This window comes from Phenylobacterium sp. P4_E10 (assembly GCF_056401675.1).
In genome coordinates this window covers 81,656-97,924 of the sequence record NZ_JBFUIW010000001.1, presented here as the reverse complement: position 1 = coordinate 97,924, position 16,269 = coordinate 81,656, and the positions used below count along the sequence as shown (strand labels likewise).

General features: G+C 68.4%; 20 protein-coding genes and 1 tRNA gene. 13 read left to right on the top strand and 8 right to left on the bottom strand.

Annotated elements, in window-relative coordinates:
• The first annotated feature begins 188 nt into the window (after positions 1-188).
• The 5 genes from AC1DQJ_RS00515 to AC1DQJ_RS00495 all read left to right on the top strand — a co-directional run bounded on the left by AC1DQJ_RS00515 (position 189) and on the right by AC1DQJ_RS00495 (position 2,947).
• Positions 189-527 (top strand): 3D domain-containing protein, encoded by a 339-nt coding sequence (locus AC1DQJ_RS00515; protein ID WP_477599194.1) that lies wholly within the window; start codon positions 189-191, stop codon positions 525-527.
• Between the two features lie 137 nt (positions 528-664).
• Positions 665-1,543 carry an alpha/beta hydrolase family protein gene (locus AC1DQJ_RS00510; protein ID WP_477599193.1) on the top strand — a complete coding sequence of 293 codons (879 nt, stop codon included), beginning with the start codon at positions 665-667 and terminating at the stop codon, positions 1,541-1,543.
• Between the two features lie 27 nt (positions 1,544-1,570).
• The gene (locus tag AC1DQJ_RS00505) at positions 1,571-1,861 is read left to right on the top strand and encodes a DUF6958 family protein (RefSeq protein ID WP_477599191.1); all 291 of its coding nucleotides are present in this window, start codon (positions 1,571-1,573) and stop codon (positions 1,859-1,861) included.
• A 183-nt stretch (positions 1,862-2,044) separates the two neighbouring features.
• Positions 2,045-2,359: a hypothetical protein gene (locus AC1DQJ_RS00500; protein WP_477599189.1), complete on the top strand. Its 315-nt coding sequence runs from the start codon at positions 2,045-2,047 to the stop codon at positions 2,357-2,359.
• 60 nt (positions 2,360-2,419) lie between these two features.
• Positions 2,420-2,947 carry an AAA family ATPase gene (locus AC1DQJ_RS00495; protein ID WP_477599187.1) on the top strand — a complete coding sequence of 176 codons (528 nt, stop codon included), beginning with the start codon at positions 2,420-2,422 and terminating at the stop codon, positions 2,945-2,947.
• Between the two features lie 33 nt (positions 2,948-2,980).
• Here the strand turns inward: AC1DQJ_RS00495 and AC1DQJ_RS00490 are convergent, their stop codons facing one another.
• From AC1DQJ_RS00490 to cobA, 6 genes are read right to left on the bottom strand one after another with little or no spacing between them, the layout of a single operon-like run.
• Positions 2,981-3,796 carry a ferredoxin--NADP reductase gene (locus AC1DQJ_RS00490; protein WP_477599185.1) on the bottom strand — a complete coding sequence of 272 codons (816 nt, stop codon included), beginning with the start codon at positions 3,794-3,796 and terminating at the stop codon, positions 2,981-2,983.
• Between the two features lie 45 nt (positions 3,797-3,841).
• The gene (locus tag AC1DQJ_RS00485) at positions 3,842-4,579 is read right to left on the bottom strand and encodes a phosphoadenylyl-sulfate reductase (RefSeq protein WP_477599183.1); all 738 of its coding nucleotides are present in this window, start codon (positions 4,577-4,579) and stop codon (positions 3,842-3,844) included.
• Between the two features lie 2 nt (positions 4,580-4,581).
• The gene (locus tag AC1DQJ_RS00480) at positions 4,582-5,085 is read right to left on the bottom strand and encodes a DUF934 domain-containing protein (RefSeq protein ID WP_477599181.1); all 504 of its coding nucleotides are present in this window, start codon (positions 5,083-5,085) and stop codon (positions 4,582-4,584) included.
• Positions 5,069-6,724: a nitrite/sulfite reductase gene (locus AC1DQJ_RS00475; RefSeq protein WP_477599179.1), complete on the bottom strand. Its 1,656-nt coding sequence runs from the start codon at positions 6,722-6,724 to the stop codon at positions 5,069-5,071. Before AC1DQJ_RS00475 ends, AC1DQJ_RS00480 begins: the two co-directional genes overlap by 17 nt.
• Positions 6,725-6,735: 11 nt before the next feature.
• The gene (locus tag AC1DQJ_RS00470; RefSeq protein ID WP_477599178.1) at positions 6,736-7,092 is read right to left on the bottom strand and encodes a DUF2849 domain-containing protein; all 357 of its coding nucleotides are present in this window, start codon (positions 7,090-7,092) and stop codon (positions 6,736-6,738) included.
• Complete coding sequence (gene cobA, locus AC1DQJ_RS00465; protein ID WP_477599176.1) at positions 7,092-7,934, bottom strand: uroporphyrinogen-III C-methyltransferase; 843 nt, start codon at positions 7,932-7,934, stop codon at positions 7,092-7,094. Before cobA ends, AC1DQJ_RS00470 begins: the two co-directional genes overlap by 1 nt.
• Positions 7,935-8,111: 177 nt before the next feature.
• Between cobA and gcvA the strand changes: the two genes are divergently transcribed.
• Together gcvA and AC1DQJ_RS00455 are read left to right on the top strand one after the other, a co-directional pair.
• Complete coding sequence (gene gcvA / locus AC1DQJ_RS00460; RefSeq protein WP_477599174.1) at positions 8,112-9,068, top strand: transcriptional regulator GcvA; 957 nt, start codon at positions 8,112-8,114, stop codon at positions 9,066-9,068.
• Positions 9,069-9,080: 12 nt separating this feature from the next.
• Positions 9,081-9,413, top strand: coding sequence for a chorismate mutase (locus AC1DQJ_RS00455; RefSeq protein ID WP_477599172.1), 333 nt, complete (start codon positions 9,081-9,083; stop codon positions 9,411-9,413).
• On the opposite strand, the gene AC1DQJ_RS00450 is transcribed toward AC1DQJ_RS00455, so the two are convergent.
• Positions 9,386-9,736: an Hpt domain-containing protein gene (locus AC1DQJ_RS00450; RefSeq protein WP_477599721.1), complete on the bottom strand. Its 351-nt coding sequence runs from the start codon at positions 9,734-9,736 to the stop codon at positions 9,386-9,388. The genes AC1DQJ_RS00455 and AC1DQJ_RS00450 overlap by 28 nt on opposite strands.
• 94 nt (positions 9,737-9,830) lie before the next feature.
• On the opposite strand from AC1DQJ_RS00450, the gene AC1DQJ_RS00445 reads away from it, so the two are divergent.
• Positions 9,831-9,906 (top strand) — tRNA-Lys (locus AC1DQJ_RS00445).
• A gap of 134 nt (positions 9,907-10,040) precedes the next feature.
• Here the strand turns inward: AC1DQJ_RS00445 and AC1DQJ_RS00440 are convergent.
• Positions 10,041-10,847 (bottom strand): enoyl-CoA hydratase/isomerase family protein, encoded by an 807-nt coding sequence (locus AC1DQJ_RS00440; protein WP_477599170.1) that lies wholly within the window; start codon positions 10,845-10,847, stop codon positions 10,041-10,043.
• A 73-nt stretch (positions 10,848-10,920) separates the two neighbouring features.
• On the opposite strand from AC1DQJ_RS00440, the gene AC1DQJ_RS00435 reads away from it, so the two are divergent.
• Genes AC1DQJ_RS00435 through AC1DQJ_RS00415 form a run of 5 tightly spaced genes read left to right on the top strand, consistent with a single transcriptional unit; the run spans position 10,921 to position 16,268 of the window.
• Positions 10,921-11,709: an enoyl-CoA hydratase/isomerase family protein gene (locus AC1DQJ_RS00435; protein WP_477599168.1), complete on the top strand. Its 789-nt coding sequence runs from the start codon at positions 10,921-10,923 to the stop codon at positions 11,707-11,709.
• On the top strand, positions 11,706-13,328 hold the full coding sequence (locus tag AC1DQJ_RS00430) for an AMP-binding protein (protein ID WP_477599166.1): 1,623 nt from the start codon (positions 11,706-11,708) through the stop codon (positions 13,326-13,328). The genes AC1DQJ_RS00435 and AC1DQJ_RS00430 overlap by 4 nt, the downstream gene beginning before the upstream one ends.
• Before the next feature lie 2 nt (positions 13,329-13,330).
• A complete protein-coding gene (locus AC1DQJ_RS00425; protein WP_477599164.1) occupies positions 13,331-14,074 on the top strand; it encodes an SDR family NAD(P)-dependent oxidoreductase in 744 nt (247 codons plus the stop codon).
• Positions 14,075-14,119: 45 nt separating this feature from the next.
• Positions 14,120-15,316 (top strand): M20 family metallopeptidase, encoded by a 1,197-nt coding sequence (locus tag AC1DQJ_RS00420; protein ID WP_477599162.1) that lies wholly within the window; start codon positions 14,120-14,122, stop codon positions 15,314-15,316.
• 7 nt (positions 15,317-15,323) lie between these two features.
• Positions 15,324-16,268, top strand: coding sequence for an ABC transporter permease (locus AC1DQJ_RS00415; protein ID WP_477599160.1), 945 nt, complete (start codon positions 15,324-15,326; stop codon positions 16,266-16,268).
• Position 16,269 lies beyond the last annotated feature (1 nt).

The window sequence follows — 16,269 nt, the reverse complement described above, 5'->3', positions numbered from 1 at the left end:
ACCCAGCTGCTGCCAAGATCAACGACGAAGGAGCCGCCGTCATGCGACGCCGCCTCGCCGCCCTTGCCGCCCTTCCCTGCTTTTTTGGGCTGACTCAAACCGCGCACGCTGCGCCTGCTCCCGATCCGATAGGTGACCTGATCGTTTCGGCCCTGACCGGCGCAATGCCGGGGACTCCAGAATTCCGTATGAAGGCCACCCTGTACCATGCGGGAGCCAAGGGCGTCGGCGCCCTCGACTCGCTGGGCTGCAAGGTGGTTGCGATGCGTACCGTGGCCGTGGACACCAAGGTGATCCCGCGCCGGACCAAACTGTTCATCAAAGAAACCGTCGGCCTGCCGATGCCGGACGGCGGCCGCCATGACGGCTTCTGGTACGCCACCGACACCGGCGGCGCGATCAAAGGCCAGAAGGTCGACCTCTACACCGGTCACGGCTCGTCCTCGATGAAGCCGCTGATGGCGCTGAACCTCGCTAGGCTCACCGTGCTCAAGGCCGGCGAGTTCAAGGGCTGCCCGCCGGCCTAGCGCCGTACGCACCCCTGCTATCCCACGCATAAATTCGGATACGTGACGGCCGCCCCCTTTCCAGGGCGCGGCCGCGCGTTCGCGCGGGTGACAGGGCGGACGCCCCTGGCTAAATCTGCGCCGTGGGGGATATGCCGATGAAGAGTCTGCTTTTGGCGATGGCGCTGCTGACGCCCGCGACGATGAGCCTTGCCCTCTCACCGCCGCAGGCGGTGATCGCCGATCCGCCGCAGGACAAGCAGCATCCGGCGCAACTGCTGCAGGTTCGCTATCCCACCGGAGGCGTCGAGATTCCGGCGCGGCTGTTCCTGGCCGCCGGCGAGGGGCCGCATCCGACAATGCTGCTGCTGCACGGCTTCCCCGGCACGGAGCTGAACCTGGATCTCGCCCGGGCCGTCCAGCGGTCGGGATGGAACGTCATGGCCATCCACTATCGCGGCGTCTGGGGCGCGCCGGGGCAGTTCAGCTTCAGCCATACAATCGAAGACGCCCGCGCGGCTCTGACCTGGCTGCGCTCGCCGGCCAACAGCAGCCGCGTGGACACAAAGCGGCTGGTAGTGCTCGGCCACAGCATGGGCGGCTTCGACACGGTGATGGTCGGCGACGAGCCGGTCGCCGGCTTCGTGGTCATATCGGCCGCAGACTTTGGCGGCGGGGCGGCGGAGGTCGACACGGCCGCAGAGAGGGCTGAACTGGTCGCGGGGCTGACGGAGGACGCTAGCTTCACCAACGCGACGCCCGCAGCCCTGGCCGACGAGATAGTCGCCAATGCGAAGGCCTGGGACTGGCGGCGCAACGCTGCGGAGATGGCCGGGCGGCCGGTGCTGACCATCAGTTCCAACGACGGCAACGAGCCGGCCGACAAGGCCGCGGCCCAGGCGGTCGCCGCCTCGGGCGGGCCGACCCCGACGAGCCTCAAGTTTCAGACCGACCACAGCTATAACGACCAGCGCATCGCGCTACAGTCGGCCGTCGTGAGCTGGCTTCAGTCGAACTTCCCCGACCCGGCGCGCTGACGGCCAGCGCGATTGCGAGGATACGCCATGGCGGAAAAGGTCGAAGTCGAGAACCCCAACAGCCCGGGCCGGACCACCCGGGTGGACGGCGCCAAGTACGGGGCGATGAGAACCGCGATGCTGGCGGTGCTGCCCTCCGAGGCGCCAGGCCTCACGGTGGCCGATACGAAGACCAAGCTGCTGCCGCTGCTGCCGGACGACCTGTTCCCCGGCGGCGACAAGGCCGGCTGGTGGCTGAAGTGCGTACAGCTGGACCTTGAGGCCAAGCAGGTGATCGGACGCGCCAAGGGCGCGCCCGTGCGGCTCTACCGGCTCTAGGCCGGCGCCGGCCGTGCCCCCCGGGGACGCGGCGAGCGACGGGTATCCGGCGAACTCCTGAGCAGCGGCTGCGCCACCGCGCCGCTGGTCACTAGGCCGCAGATCAAACCCGCAGGGCCGTTGCTAGTCTCACGGGGTTCCTGGCGGCTGGTTTCGCCGGGGTTCCAGAAGGCCCGTGCAGCGTTGAGCGATATTACCTCTGGCGACATCGTCGAATGCGTCGACGACACGCCCAGCCGTCCCCAGAGCCAGGTGATGCCGGACCTGGGCGGCCTCTACACCGTCACCTCCGTGCGCCCTGTCCGGGACGGCCGGAGCGTGCGCCTGAAGGAGCTGACGCCGAGCTGCTATCGCGGCGGCCCTTGCGCCTGCGGCGAATGCGGTTGGGACGCCGGACGGTTTCGCAAAGTGTACCGTCCGAACGGCGAGTTCATCGCCTCGCTGATGTGCGACGTTCCTGACGAATTGGAAGTCGAGACGCCCGAGCTGGTCGACTAGGCGGGCCAGCCCGGGCCTCGCCGCCTATTGCCGGGCATCGCCTGGGGAAGGGAGCCGTCGATGATCATCGAGAAGCCGAACTTCTTCCTGCTGACCGGCGGTCCAGGCGTGGGCAAGACCGCGCTAATCGAGGAATTGCGCCGACGCGGCGAGCGGGTGGTGGAAGAGACCCACCGGCGGGTGATCCGCGAGCAGGTCGAAGCCGGCGGGGACGCCCTGCCCTGGCTGGACGAGCCGGCCTATCTGGCCAAGGCGGCGCGCGAGGACATCGCGATTTTCGAGGCGATGGCGCAGGTTCGCGAGCGGATGTTCTTCGACCGCGGGATCATCGACAGCCTGACGCCGAGGGCGCCCGAGTGGATGGAGGAAGCGGCGCGGACGCGGCGCTACAACCGCACCGTATTCGTGCCGCCGCCCTGGGAGGCGATCTACGCCCAGGACGCCGAGCGCAAACAGACCTTCGAGGAGTGCCTGGCGACGCACGAAGCGATCCTCGGCTTGCTGACCGAGCTGGGCTACCAGCCGCTGGAGGTTCCGCCGGGTGACGTCGAAGCGCGGGCGGAATTCGTGCTGGCCCACGCCCAATAGCAAAAGGCCCCGCCGGAGCGGGGCCTTCGAAAGTCAGGTTTCGACGAACGCCTTTTCGAGGACGAAGTCGCCGGGCGCGGCCAGCGAACCTTCGACATAGCCGCGCTCGACCAGCAGGGTCTTGAGGTCGGCGAGGACCGAGGGACCGCCGCAGAGCATCAGCCGGTCAACGGCTGGGTCGAGCGGCGGCACGCCGAGATCGCTGAACAGCTTTCCCGAGGTGATCAGGTCGGTGATCCGGCCCTGGGTGCGGAACGGCTCGCGGGTGACGGTCGGGTAGTAGCGCAGCTTGTCGCCGATCACCTCGCTGAGGATCTCGTCCTCGCGCAGGTCCTTCTCGAACAGCTCGGCGTAGTTGAGGTCGGCGACGCTGCGGACGGTGTGGGTGACGATCACCTCGTCGAAGCGGTCGTAGACCTCCGGGTCGCGGGCCAGGCTGAGCCAGGGGGCCAGGCCGGTGCCGGTGCCGACCATGTACAGCCGCTTGCCGGGCTTTAGGCCGTCCAGCACCAGGGTGCCGGTGGGCTTCTTGCCGATCAGCACCTCGTCGCCGACCTTGATCTTCTGCAGGCGCGAGGTCAGCGGGCCGTCAGCGACCTTGATCGAATAGAACTCGAGCTCGTCGTGCCACGACGGGCTGGCGATCGAATAGGCGCGGACCAGCGGCTTGCCGTCGACTTCCAGGCCGACCATCACGAACTGGCCGGAGGAGAACCGCAGGCCCGGATCGCGCGTGGTCCGGAACGAGAACAGCTCGTCGGTCCAGTGCTGAACCCAGGTGACAGTCTCGACCATGAAGGCGCCGCGCGCCTTGGTGGGGGCCGGAGCGATAGCGGTTACATCAGTCATGACGCGTCTCTAGCTGAGAGTGGTTCGCATGTCAGCAGCCGGCGACTAGATGTCGCCGCCCACATTGGCCACAGCGCCAGGCGCGCGCGCGACGTGGATACCGCATTCGGTCTTGTCCTGACCGGCCCAGCGCCCAGCGCGGACGTCCTGGCCCTCCTCCACCGGCTTGGTGCAGGGCCAGCAGCCGATCGAGGGAAAGCCCTGGGCGACGAGCGGGTGAGCGGGCAGGTCATGCTCACTCATATAGGCGTCCAGCTCGTCCTTGCCCCAATTGGCCAGCGGATTGAACTTCACCTGGCCGTCGGCCTGCTCGACCACCGGCAAGGACAGGCGGTCGCCGCCGTGGAAGCGCTTGCGGCCGGTGATCCAGGCGTCGAACTCGGACAGGGCGCGATCCAGCGGCACGACCTTGCGCACTTCGCAGCAGGCGTCGGTGTCGGTCTGCCACAGCTTGGCGTTCGGGTCGGCCACGGCCAGGTCGTTGTAGAGCGGGCGCAGGTCGCGCACCTCGGTCAGGCCGAGCTTGGCCGCCAGGTTTTTTCGATAGTCGAGCGTCTGTCCAAACAGCATGCCGGTGTCGAGGAACAGCACCGGGACGTCCGGCTTGATCTTCGAAATCATGTGCAGCAGCACCGCCGACTCCGCCCCGAAGGACGAAACCAGGGCCAGCTTGTCGCCGAAAGCTTCCACAGCCGATTCCAGCACGGTGGCCGGATGGGCGTGGCGCAGCTCCGCGTCGAGGCGGACGGCGATGGACGGACGCTCGATCTGATCGAAAGCCATGGTCAGCGGACCCCTCTTTCGGCGAAGGCCGGGGGCCTGCGGTCCGCGGCGCGCTGATAGACGTGACGTTGGCGATGGACGGCGTGGGCCCACTGTTCCGGCGTCGAGCCGTCGGCCGGCTCGAAGGCGTCGAAGCCGACCCGAACCATGAAGCCCGACTGCTCGCGCAAGACGTCGCCGACCGCGCGGATCTCGCCCTTGAAACCGTAGCGTTCGCGCAGCAGCCGCGCGGCGGTGTAGGCCCGCCCGTCGTTGAACTTCGGGAAGGCCACGGCGACCACAGACAGGCGCGGCAGGTCGTAGGCCAGCACCTCGACCTCTTCGGCCGGCTCCAGCCGCACGCCGACCGAGCGGCCTTCCGACAACAGGCGCTCGCCCTCGCTCTGGAAGCGGGTCAGCGAGATGATCAGGTCGCCGCGCGGCAGGTCCTCGTCGTCGGTGACGGCGGTGTACGGGTCCTCGACCAGCGAGAACTCGCCGTCGGACAGCTTAATTCGCGTCGGCATAGACGGCCTCCTTGAACGGGGCGACCCCGGTGCGGCGGAAGGTGTCGAGGAAGCGCTCCTCGCCCTGGCGTTCTCGCAGATAGACGTCGACCAGGGTGTCGATGGCCGGCGCCACGCGGTTGGCCGGCAGGGCCGGGCCGAGCATGGAGCCGACGGCGGCGTCCTCCGCCCCCGAGCCGCCGAGGGTCAGCTGGTAGAATTCCTCGCCCTTCTTATCGACGCCGAGGATGCCGATGTGGCCGACGTGGTGGTGGCCGCAGGCGTTGATGCAGCCGCTGATCTTGATCTTCAGCTCGCCGATCAGTTCGGCGCGGTCCTGGTCGGCGAAGGTGCGGGCGATGTCCTGGGCGATCGGAATGGCCCGGGCGTTGGCCAGGGCGCAGTAGTCCAGCCCTGGGCAGGCGATGATGTCGGTGATCAGGTTGACGTTCGGCGTCGCCAGGCCGGCCGCCTTGAGCGCGGCGTGGACGGCGGGGACGTCGTCCAGCTTCACGTGCGGCAGCACCAGGTTCTGCTCGTGCGTCACCCGGATGTCGTTCTGGCCGAAGCGCTCGGCCAGGTCGGCGACCACGTCCATCTGGTCGGAGCTGGCGTCGCCGGGGGTGTCGCCGATGCCCTTCAGCGAGATCTCGACGATCGTGTAGCCGGCGCGCTTGTGCTCACGCAGGTTGTTGCGCGCGAAGCGGGCCAGGACCGGGTCCGCCGCCTTGGCCGTCTCGAAGACTTCCGAGCGGTTGACCAGGGTGTCGAAGTTGGTCGGGGCGAACGCGCCGCGGATCCGGGCGAGTTCGGTGTCGGGCACGTCGCCCTCAGGACCGACCTTGGCCCATTCTTCCTCGACCTGACGCGCGAACTCCGTGGCGCCCAGCGCTGAGACCAGGATCTTGATGCGGGCCTTGTACTTGTTGTCCCGGCGGCCGTGGCGATTGTAGACCCGCAGGACGGCTTCCAGGTACGAGAACAGCCGCGTGGCCGGCAGGAATTCCTTGATGGTCGGGCCGACGAAGGGCGTGCGCCCCATGCCGCCGCCGACGATCACCTCGAAGCCCAGCACGCCGTCGCGGCCGCGACGGATCATCAGGCCGATGTCGTGCACCTTGGCCGCAGTGCGGTCCTTGGCGGACGCAGTGACGGCGATCTTGAACTTGCGCGGCAGGAACGAGAATTCCGGGTGCAGGCTGGACCACTGGCGCATGGCCTCGGCCCAGACGCGCGGATCGTCGATCTCCTCGACGGTGGCGCCGGCATAGGGATCGGAGGTCACGTTGCGGATGCAGTTGCCGCTGGTCTGGATGGCGTGCATGTCCACCGCCGCCAGCGTCTCCAGGATCTCCGGCGTGTCGGCCAGCTTGATCCAGTGGAACTGCAGGTTCTGGCGGGTGGTGAAGTGGCCGTAGCCCTTGTCGTACTTGCGTCCGATGTCGGCCAGCACGCGCAGCTGGCTCGGGTTCAGCGAGCCGTAGGGGATCGCCACCCGCAGCATGTAGGCGTGCAGTTGCAGGTAAAGGCCGTTCATCAGCCGGATCGGCTTGAACTGGTCCTCGGTGATCTCACCGGCCAGGCGGCGGCCGACCTGCTCGCGGAATTCCGCGGAACGGTCAGCCAGGAATTCCTTGTCGAGGGTGTCGTACTGATACATGCCCTCCCCTCCTAGCGCTTGATCAGGTTGACACGGCCGGTCGAGCGGGCCGCGCCGGACGCGTGCTGCAGGGCTTCGATGGCGGCGCCGCCCTCAGCCTGCTTGCCGTGGTGAAGGTGGTTGGTCGGACCCAGCGCCCGCAGGCGCTCGCGATAGCTGAGCGGCGCCCAGAGGCCTTCGCTTTCCACCAGGTCGATCAGATAGGGGTCGACGACCACGGTCTGCTGCGACTTGGCGTGGGCCTCGGCGGCCTCGCCTGCCTCGGCGTCGGCGAACCGCTCGGCGTCGACGAAGCGCTCGACCCACTGGCCAGCGTTCCAGAAGACGACCTCGCCGTCGGTCAGGCGGTTTCCGGTCAGGGCTTTCATCACTTCACTCCCAGCTCGGCGGACCGAGCTTCGATTTCCTGCGCCTCGCCGCCGCCGGCTTGGGCCAACGCCATCGACTCGCCGACGATCAGCAGGGCCGGACCGGCCACCACCTCGGCGGCCTGCGGCAGGCCGGCCAGTGTGGTGACGATGCGGCGCTCGTCGGCGCGGCTGGCGTTTTCGACGATCAGGGCCGGGGTCGAGCCGTTGCGGCCCGCGCCGATCAGCCGCGCGGCTATGCCGGCCGCGGTCGAGACGCCCATGTAGATCACGACGGTCTGGTTGGCCTTGGCCAGGCTCTCCCAGTCCAGATCCGGGTCGCCGCCCGAGGCCGCATGGCCGGTAACGAAGGTCACCGCCTGGGCCGACCCGCGATGGGTCAGCGGCGCGCCGGCGTTGGCGCTCGCCGCCAGGGCCGCAGTGACGCCGGGCACGATGTGGCAAGGCACGCCGGCCGCGCGGCAGGCTTCCAGTTCCTCGCCGCCGCGGCCGAAGATGAACGGATCGCCGCCCTTCAGGCGCACCACCTTCAGCCCCTCCTGGGCGAAGGCGACCAGCATGCGGTTGATCTCTTCCTGGGCGTAGGAGTGGCGCGACTTGCGCTTGGCGACGCTGATCCGGCGGGCCGAGCCCGGGGCCAGATCGAGGATCTCATCGGAGACCAGGCCGTCGTGGACCACCACCTCGGCGCCCTGCAGAACCTTGAGGGCCTTGATGGTCAGGAGCTCGGGGTCGCCGGGACCGGCGCCGACCAGCCACACCTCGCCGGTCGGGCGGCGGCGCGGGCCGCCCAGGACGACGAGGCGATTGCTCTCCTCGTTTTTGGGCTTGCGGTGGCGCATTGTTTTTAGCTTCTCTAAACACCAGGCTTGAAAATCAGAGCGGGACGGGCTTTCACCCGCCCCGCCGATTTATCCGCCGACGAAAAGGGCCGATACCTCGGCGGACGGTTGCAAATTGGTCGCGAAGGGGCCAATTCGCAACCCAAGTACTTCTGCCGGGGGTGTCAGGAAAACTCGATGGAGCGCAACTCCGAACGCCGACGATTGCCGCCACTCAACGCCTTGCGGGCGTTCGAGGCCGCGGCGCGTCACCTGAATTTCTCAAGGGCCGCCGACGAGCTGTCGGTGACCCCTGGGGCGGTCAGTCAACAGATTCAGAACCTCGAGGACTATGTGGGCGCGGCGCTGTTCAAGCGCACTCCCAAGGGCCTGCTGCTGACTGACGCGGCCCAGACCGCCCTGCCCGCCCTGCGCGAAGCCTTCGACCGGCTGGCCGAGGCGGCCTCGATGCTGACCGCGGCGGTGGACGGCCGGCGGCTGACCCTGACCGCAGCGCCCTCGTTCGCGGCCAAGTGGCTGGTGCCGCGATTGGGCCGGTTCGAAGAACTGCACCCGCAGGTCGACGTCTGGCTGTCGGCCGGCCTGGAACTGGTCGACCTGACCGCCGGCGAGGTCGACGTGGCGATCCGCTACGGAGCCGGCCGCTATCCCGGCCTCGAGGTTCGCCGGTTGATCGGCGAAACCGTGATTCCGGTGATTTCTCCGGAACTTGCGACGACGAACGCACTCAATGATCCGGCCGACCTGGCCAATCATGTGCTGCTGCACGACGGCTCGCCCGAGCCGGACGATTCCTGCCCCGACTGGACCATGTGGCTGGCGGCGCGCGGCCTGCGCGGCATCGACGGCGCCCGCGGCCCGCGCTTCAACCAGTCGAGCCTGGTGATCGAGGCGGCGGTGAACGGCCGCGGCGTGGCGCTGGCCAAGCGCACCCTGGCCCAGGCCGACCTGGACGCCGGACGTCTGATCGCCCCGCTGCAGATCGCGACGGCGGTCGACTTCGCCTATTACGTCGTCCACCCGAAGGCCAAGGGGCGGCTTCCGCAGGTCAAGGCGTTCATCAACTGGATCGCCGCCGAGGCCGAAGCGCACGAAGCGGCGCTGAGAGCCCTGGACAACGGGGCCGGGATTTAGTCCTACACGCCCATGAAAATTGCTGTTGATGAGCGGCCGCTGCCGGCCGACTGCGAGACCATGCTCGACGTCCGCAAGGGCGTCGACGCTCTGGACCGCGCGCTTGTCCTGATGCTGGCCGAGCGCCAGCGCTACATGGACGCCGCCGCCCGCATCAAGACCGACCGCAACACCGTGCTGGACAAGGGACGGATCGAGGACGTCGTGACCAAGGTCAAGGCGTCGGCGCGCGAGGCAGGTCTCTCCGAGGAGATCGCCGAACCCGTGTGGCGCACCTTGATCGACCGGTGCATCGCCTACGAGTTCGGCGTCTGGGATCAGCTGCGCGGCGAGCGCAGCGACTGAAGCGCCCGCTCGTGGGCGTAGGCCGCCACGTCGGCCAACGCCGCGTCCAGCGCGTCCCGCACCGCATCGATGCCGCTGGGGCCTTCGGCCTCGGCGCGCGCGCACGCGTCTCCAAGCTGGAAGGCGCCGATTCCCCGCGAGGCGCCCTTGATGGTGTGCAGCGCGTCGCGCCAGCCCTCCGACTCAGGGTCCAGGAGATTCGACCAGATCGCCGCCTGCTGGCGGAACAGGCCGAGGATCTCGTCGATCACATCGCCGTCGCCGGCCGTGAAGCCCTCAAGGTATTGGAAATCAACAGCTCCGGTGAGGTCGCGCTTCGCCATGAAAATTCCCCCTATCGAGCCCTTGCTTTCGGTGAGGCTTTGAGTATGTTCCGCCGCCTCGCCGCCGGGCATGCAAATGCCCAGCCGGCGATACGGGTGCATAGCTCAGTTGGTAGAGCAGCTGACTCTTAATCAGCGGGTCGTAGGTTCGAATCCTACTGCACCCACCAATTTTTCGAAAATTGGTGGCATTTGATCCTCACGGCGCATGCTGCGAGGTCACGCGCATCTGCGGAGCGGGCGCGTCAGTGACGACACTCGCAGCACTCTGACCAACGCGCCTCTGGCCTCGACCTCCCGGGCGTCAGACGGGGTCATCCGTCGGACCGGTAAACACAGGCGCCCGCCGCTCGCGCACGGCAGCCAACCCCTCCTGCGCATCCGGGCCGCTGAAGCCGAGGAACTCCATGGCCAGAGATGAGTCGAAGGCCGGAAGCGCCTGCCGCAGCCAGCTGTTAAGCGCATGCTTGGTCCATCTGATCGCAGTCTGCGACCCCGTCGCCAGTCGCAGAGCGACCTCTCTCGCACGCTCAAGCAGTTCAGCGTCTTCCACGCAAAGCGCCACAAGTCCGATGCGTTCGGCGGTCTCGCCATCGACCCGCTCGCACAGCAGCAGATGATATTTGGCGCGGGTCAGCCCGCACAAGATCGGCCAGAGCAAGCCCTGGTCGCCCGCCGCCACCCCGATGCGGGTGTGCCCGTCCATGAGCACTGCAGAGCGCCCCGCGATCGGCACATCGGTCAGCACCGCCAGCGTGAGGCCGGCGCCGACGGCGATGCCATTGATCGCTGAGACTGTCGGCTTGCAGCAGTTCACCATGTTGTGGACCAGTTCACGGGCCTCACGGAACCCGCGGGCGCGCGCCTCGAAGCTCTCCGTGAAAGTCTGAACCCATTCCATTTCGCCGCCGGCCGAAAATGCGCGGCCTTCGGCGCGGATCAGCACCGCGCGGACACGCGGGTCCGCGTCGATGTCACGCCACACATCGACCAGATCCTTATGCAACTCGCCGTCCACTGCGTTGAGCTTGCCCGGCACGTCCAGCACCAGCTCCAGCACCCCGGCTTCATTCAGACTCGGCTTGAGTCGAGCGTAGCGTTCGAAATCCATCGCAAACTCCTTGTCATTCGATCGATCGATCGATAGATGTTGCATAACGCCTGGAATATGACGAGCGGGAAAAATGGCCGACGGCAAACATGGCGGCGTACTCGGCGCCTGGACAGAGGGATCGACGGCTGTGCTTCGGCTGCAGCGCCCTCACGTCCACAACGCCCTCGACCGGGCGCTGCTCGCGGCGTTGCATGCGGAACTTCAACGTCTTGAAGCCGACCCTTCGATTCGCGCCGTCATCCTCACCGGCCAAGGCGCCTCGTTCTGCGCCGGCGACGACCTACAGACCGTGCGGGACTCCAGCCCAGAGGAGTTCCGTCGGTCGATCGAAGAGCTGCAGGGCCTCACCGCTCGCCTTCTGCGCCGCACGCACCCGGTGATCTGCGCATTCAACGGGCCCGCCTACGGCGCAGGCCTGGAGCTGTCCCTGGCCTGCGACATCCGCCTGGCCACACCGAACTTCGCCTGCAGCACTCCGGAAGTGAAGCTTGGCCTGATCGCCACCAACGCCGCCACAGTGCTGCTGCCGCACCTTGTCGGGCCCGCGCGGGCGCGCCGCATGCTGTTTTCCGGCGCCCGCATGGACGCCCGTTGGTGTGTTGAAGCCGGGCTCATCGACGAGATTGTCGGCCCGCAAGTCCTGATGGATCGGGCGCTGGCCCTGGCGGCGGAGTTCGCAGAGGGCGGCCCCGGCGCCGTCGCTGAGACCCGGCGGCTGCTCAACGCCCCGCTGCGGGACGCGCTCGACGCGGCGCTGATCGACGAGTCGGCGACCTGCGTCGCAGCCCGGGAGTCGCATGAAGGACGCGAAGGCGTGGAGTCCTACTTCGCATCCCGCGCTCCGGAGTGGCGGTCGTGACCACCGCTGGACTTGACCCGCTCGCGGCCGACCTCAGCCTCGCCGGGCGGCTGCACCGCCATGCCCTCGCCACGCCGGCCAAGACGGCTCTGCGGTTCGAAAGCGACGTGGTCTCCTATCGCGATCTCGATGAGCGCGCCGCCGCGCTGGCCGCCGGGCTCGCCCAGGCCGGGGTCGGGCGTGGCGATCCGGTCTGCATCCTCTTCGAGACGAGCTGCGACTATGTCGCCGCCTGGCTGGCGCTGACCCGGCTGGGGGCGATCGAGGTCCCGATCAACACCGGATTCCGCGGACCGGCTCTGGCCCACGCCCTGCGGCTGACCGGCGCGCGCACCCTCCTGCTCGACGCCGCCCTGGCCCCGGCGGCCTGGGAGGCGCTGGCCGATGCGCCGAACATCAGGCAGGTCTTCCTGCGCGGCGACATGGAGCGGGTCGGACGCGACGCACTCAAACTGGTGACGCCGTTCGAGACCTTGGCGCTTTCGCCCGCCGACGCACCGGCCCTGATTGAGCCCCTGCCCGGCGAAACCACCATGTTGCTGTTCACGTCGGGCACCACCGGCCCCAGCAAGGGCTGCACGATCCCGCACCGCTACGTCCTGCGCCAGGCGGAGATATTCTGCCGGGAGCTTCAGGTCGGGCCCGACGACACGCTCTTTGCGCCCTTCCCGCTGTTTCATGCGGACGGCGCGATCTTCACAGTCGCCGCGGCGCTGGCGGCCGGTGGGACAGCCGCCCTGGCGTCCCGCTTCTCGGTGTCGACCTTCTGGGACGACTGCCGCCGCCACGAGGCGACGCTGTTCGACTTCATGGGCGCGACGTTGGCCATGCTGTTCAAGCAGCCGCCTTCGCCAAGGGACCGCGATCACGTCCTGCGGCTGGGATGGGGAGTGCCCACGCCGCCCTGGGCCGACGCCTTCGAAGTGCGGTTCGGTGTCGAGCTGGTCGAGGTCTACGGGCTCAGCGACGTCGGCATCGTGCTCTACAACCCGCCCGGCGGCCCGAAGCGTCCAGGCAGCTGCGGCCGCGCGGTCGCCCCGTTCGACGTCCGCATCCACGACGCCAATGGCGCTGAGGCTCCTGTCGGCGAGCCCGGCGAACTGGTCGTCCGCGCCGCAGAGCCGCACATCATTCTCAGCAATTACTACGGTGACCCGGCGGCGACCGCCGAGGCGTTCCGCGACCTGTGGTTCCATACAGGCGACATCGTGCGGCGCGACGCCGACGGCTACTTCTACTTCGTGGGCCGGCTGAAGGACGTGATCCGCCGCCGGGGCGAGAACATCTCGGCGTTCGACGTCGAACAGGCCCTCCTGACCCATCCCGACGTGATGGAAGCGGCCGCCTACGGCGTTCCCAGCGAGCTGACGGAAGAGGACCTGATGGTCAGCGTCGTGCCGCGTGCCGGCTCGGGTCTGACCGCCCGCGACGTGGTCGATTGGGCGGCGGGCCTGCTCGCCCGCCACATGGTCCCCCGCTACGTGCGGCTCACGGACTCCATCCCGCGCACCGAGACTGAGAAGGCGGCCAAGTACCTGCTGAAAGCCCTGGGCGTGACGCCTGACGCCGAAGATTTCGATCCACGATCGCGCGGGCCGGCGCCCGTGCAGGGAGATTAGACATGCCTAGTGAAGCCGATCGGCCTTTGACGGGTCGCGTGGCGCTGGTGACCGGCGGAGCCAAGGGAATTGGCGCAGCGATCGTCGAGAGACTGATCGCCCGCGGCGCCAAGGTCGCTGTTCTTGATCGCGATCCCGCAGCCTCGGGTCCCGCCGACCTCTATCTTCCGACCGACGTCAGCGACTACGAGGCGGTGAAGGCCGCGGTCGCCGCCACAGTCGAGCGCCTCGGCGACCTCGACATCGTCGTCAACAACGCCGGCTGGGACCGCGTACAGCCGTTCCTGGACAACGACCCGGCGCTTTGGACCACCCTGGTCAACATCAACCTGATCGGGGTCTTCAACGTCACGCACGCGGCCCTGCACGCCATGGGCTCGCGCGGCGGACGCTTCGTCAATGTCGCCAGCGACGCCGGCCGCGCCGGATCGTCGGGCGAGGCCGCCTACTCCGCCTGCAAGGGCGGTGTGATTGCCTTCACCAAGGCCATCGCCCGCGAGGCGGCGCGCTCAGGCGTGCTGGTGAACTGCGTGTGCCCCGGCCCGACCGCGACGCCGCTGCTCGACGAGATCCGCACCGACGCCACGGCCGACAAGATCATGGACGCCGTGGTCCGGGCCACGCCGCTGCGCAAGCTGGCCCAGCCGGACGATGTCGCCGCCGCCGTGCTCTATTTCGTCGAGGAACCCGGCCACGTGACGGGGCAGATCCTCAGCGTCAGCGGCGGCCTGACCATGGCCGGCTAAGCCAAAGCCTGCTTCCCCCCTCGCCCATCGACCGATGAGAGCCAGATGACTGCGCAAGACCCGCTCGCCCCCATGGCGCTGCTGAACAGAGACCGGCTGGCTCAGACCCTGGCCGACCTGATCGGCGTGCCCAGCGTAAATCCCTTCGGCCAGTCGGAGCTGGAGCCCGACATGGGCGAGGTCGCTGCCGCGCGATATGTGGAGCGGCGGCTTCGGCAGCTGGGGTGGACGGCGGCGGTCACCGAGTATCAGCCCGGGCGCGCCAACGTCCTGGCCACCGCCCCCCGCAACAGCGGCGGCGAGCGCAAGGCGATCGTGTTCGCCGGTCACCTCGATACCGTGCAGGTGGATGGCTACGAGCGCCCCTTCGAGGCACGGATCGCCGATGGCCGCATCCATGGACGCGGCGCCTGCGACATGAAGGCGGCGATCGCCTGTTATATCGAGGTCGCCGAGGCGCTGGCCGAGGCCGGCGTGCCGCTCGAAGGCGACCTTGTGATCGCCGGCGTCGGCGACGAGGAGTACCGACAGGAAGGCGCCAAGGCCGCGCGGCCCGCCCTGCCGCTCACCGAGCTGGTGGTGATCGGCGAGCCGACGGAACTGAAGATCTGCACCGCCGCCAAGGGACTGGCGGCCTACACCCTCGAGGTCGCCGGCGAGGCCACCCACGGCAGCGTACCGGAGGCAGGCAGCAACGCTATCGTCGCCGCCGCAGGTTTGTTGCAGCCGATCGTCGAGCACGCCGATGAACTGAAGGCCAACCAGCATCCGCTTCTGGGCCCCGGCGTGCTGAACATCGGCGTGATCCGGGGCGGGCTGAAACCCAATATCGTGCCCTCGAGCTGCGAGGTTGAGATCAGCCGCAGGCTCCTGCCTGGCGAGACGCCGGCCAGTGCGCACAGCCTGCTTGGCGAGCGCCTGAGCCGCTGCCAATGCAAAAACCGCTGGCGCCTCTCCGACGCCTGGTGGGCGGTCGATCCCTACGAGAACACCGACGCGGAGGTGATCGCCGGCTTCCAGCGGGCCGTGGCCAGCTCAGGCGGCGGCGATCAGCCCATCACCGGCTTTCCAGCCAGTTCCGACGCCGCCTATTTCGGGGCGCCGGTTGTCATCTACGGCCCTGGTTCGCTGGCTCAGGCCCACAGCCTCGATGAGTGGGTCGAGATCGACGAGATGATGATCGCCGCGCGCGCCTATCTGCAGTTCGTACTCGACCGCCTCGCGCCGGCGCGCGGAGCCTGAGGGGCGCATGCGGCCGGCCAGCGACATCGCCAAGCGGGCCGTGCGGCTCATTCTGTCGCTGGCGGCGCTGGCGACCATCGCGTTCTTGCTGATCCACCTGATCCCCGGCGATCCGGTACGCGGTTCGCTGGGCATGCTGGCTCCGCAGGAACTCGTCGACGCCCGCCGCCATCAGCTTGGCCTGGACAGGCCGCTGCCCGAGCAGTTCCTGGCGCACCTGAAGGCGCTCGCGCGAGGCGATCTAGGCGTATCGTTCAGCACCCGCGAGCCGGTCGGCCGCATCATCGCCGAGCGGCTGCCGGCCACCCTCGCCCTGGCCGGCGGCGGACTGGTGGTGGTCCTCGTCCTGGGGACTGCCTCGGGCCTGGCGGCCGCGGCCCTGACCTGGGGCGGACGCCGCCACAGCGTGGATACGACCTTCAATTCAGTGAGCGGCCTGCTCACTGCCATGCCCGAATTCGTGACAGCCGTGGCGTTGACCGCCGCCTTCGCCGTGCTGATGACCTGGTTGCCCGTAGCGGGACGCTCGGGCGCCGCCTCCTATGTCCTGCCCATACTTTCACTGGCGATCGGACCGGCCGCCGCCCTCGCCCGCGTCGTCCGGGCTGAAGGGCTGCGGGTGCTGGGCGAAGACTATATGCGCACCGCGCGCGCCAAGCGCCTCGGCGTCTGGCGCACCTATGTCGTTCACGCCCTGCCCAACTGCATGACCGCTACGCTGACGGTCGCCGGCCTGATCCTGAGCGGCCTGGTCGCGGGCACCGTGCTTATCGAGAGCGTCTTCGCCTGGCCCGGCCTCGGATCGGCTATCGTGCTGTCGATCACCCAGAAGGACTATCCGCTGACCCAGGGCGTGATCCTGGTGCTCGGCGCCATGGTGTTGCTGATCAACTTCTCGGTCGATCTGCTGGTCGCCATCCTCGACCCCCGCTCAGCACTGGCCGAGGCCTGAG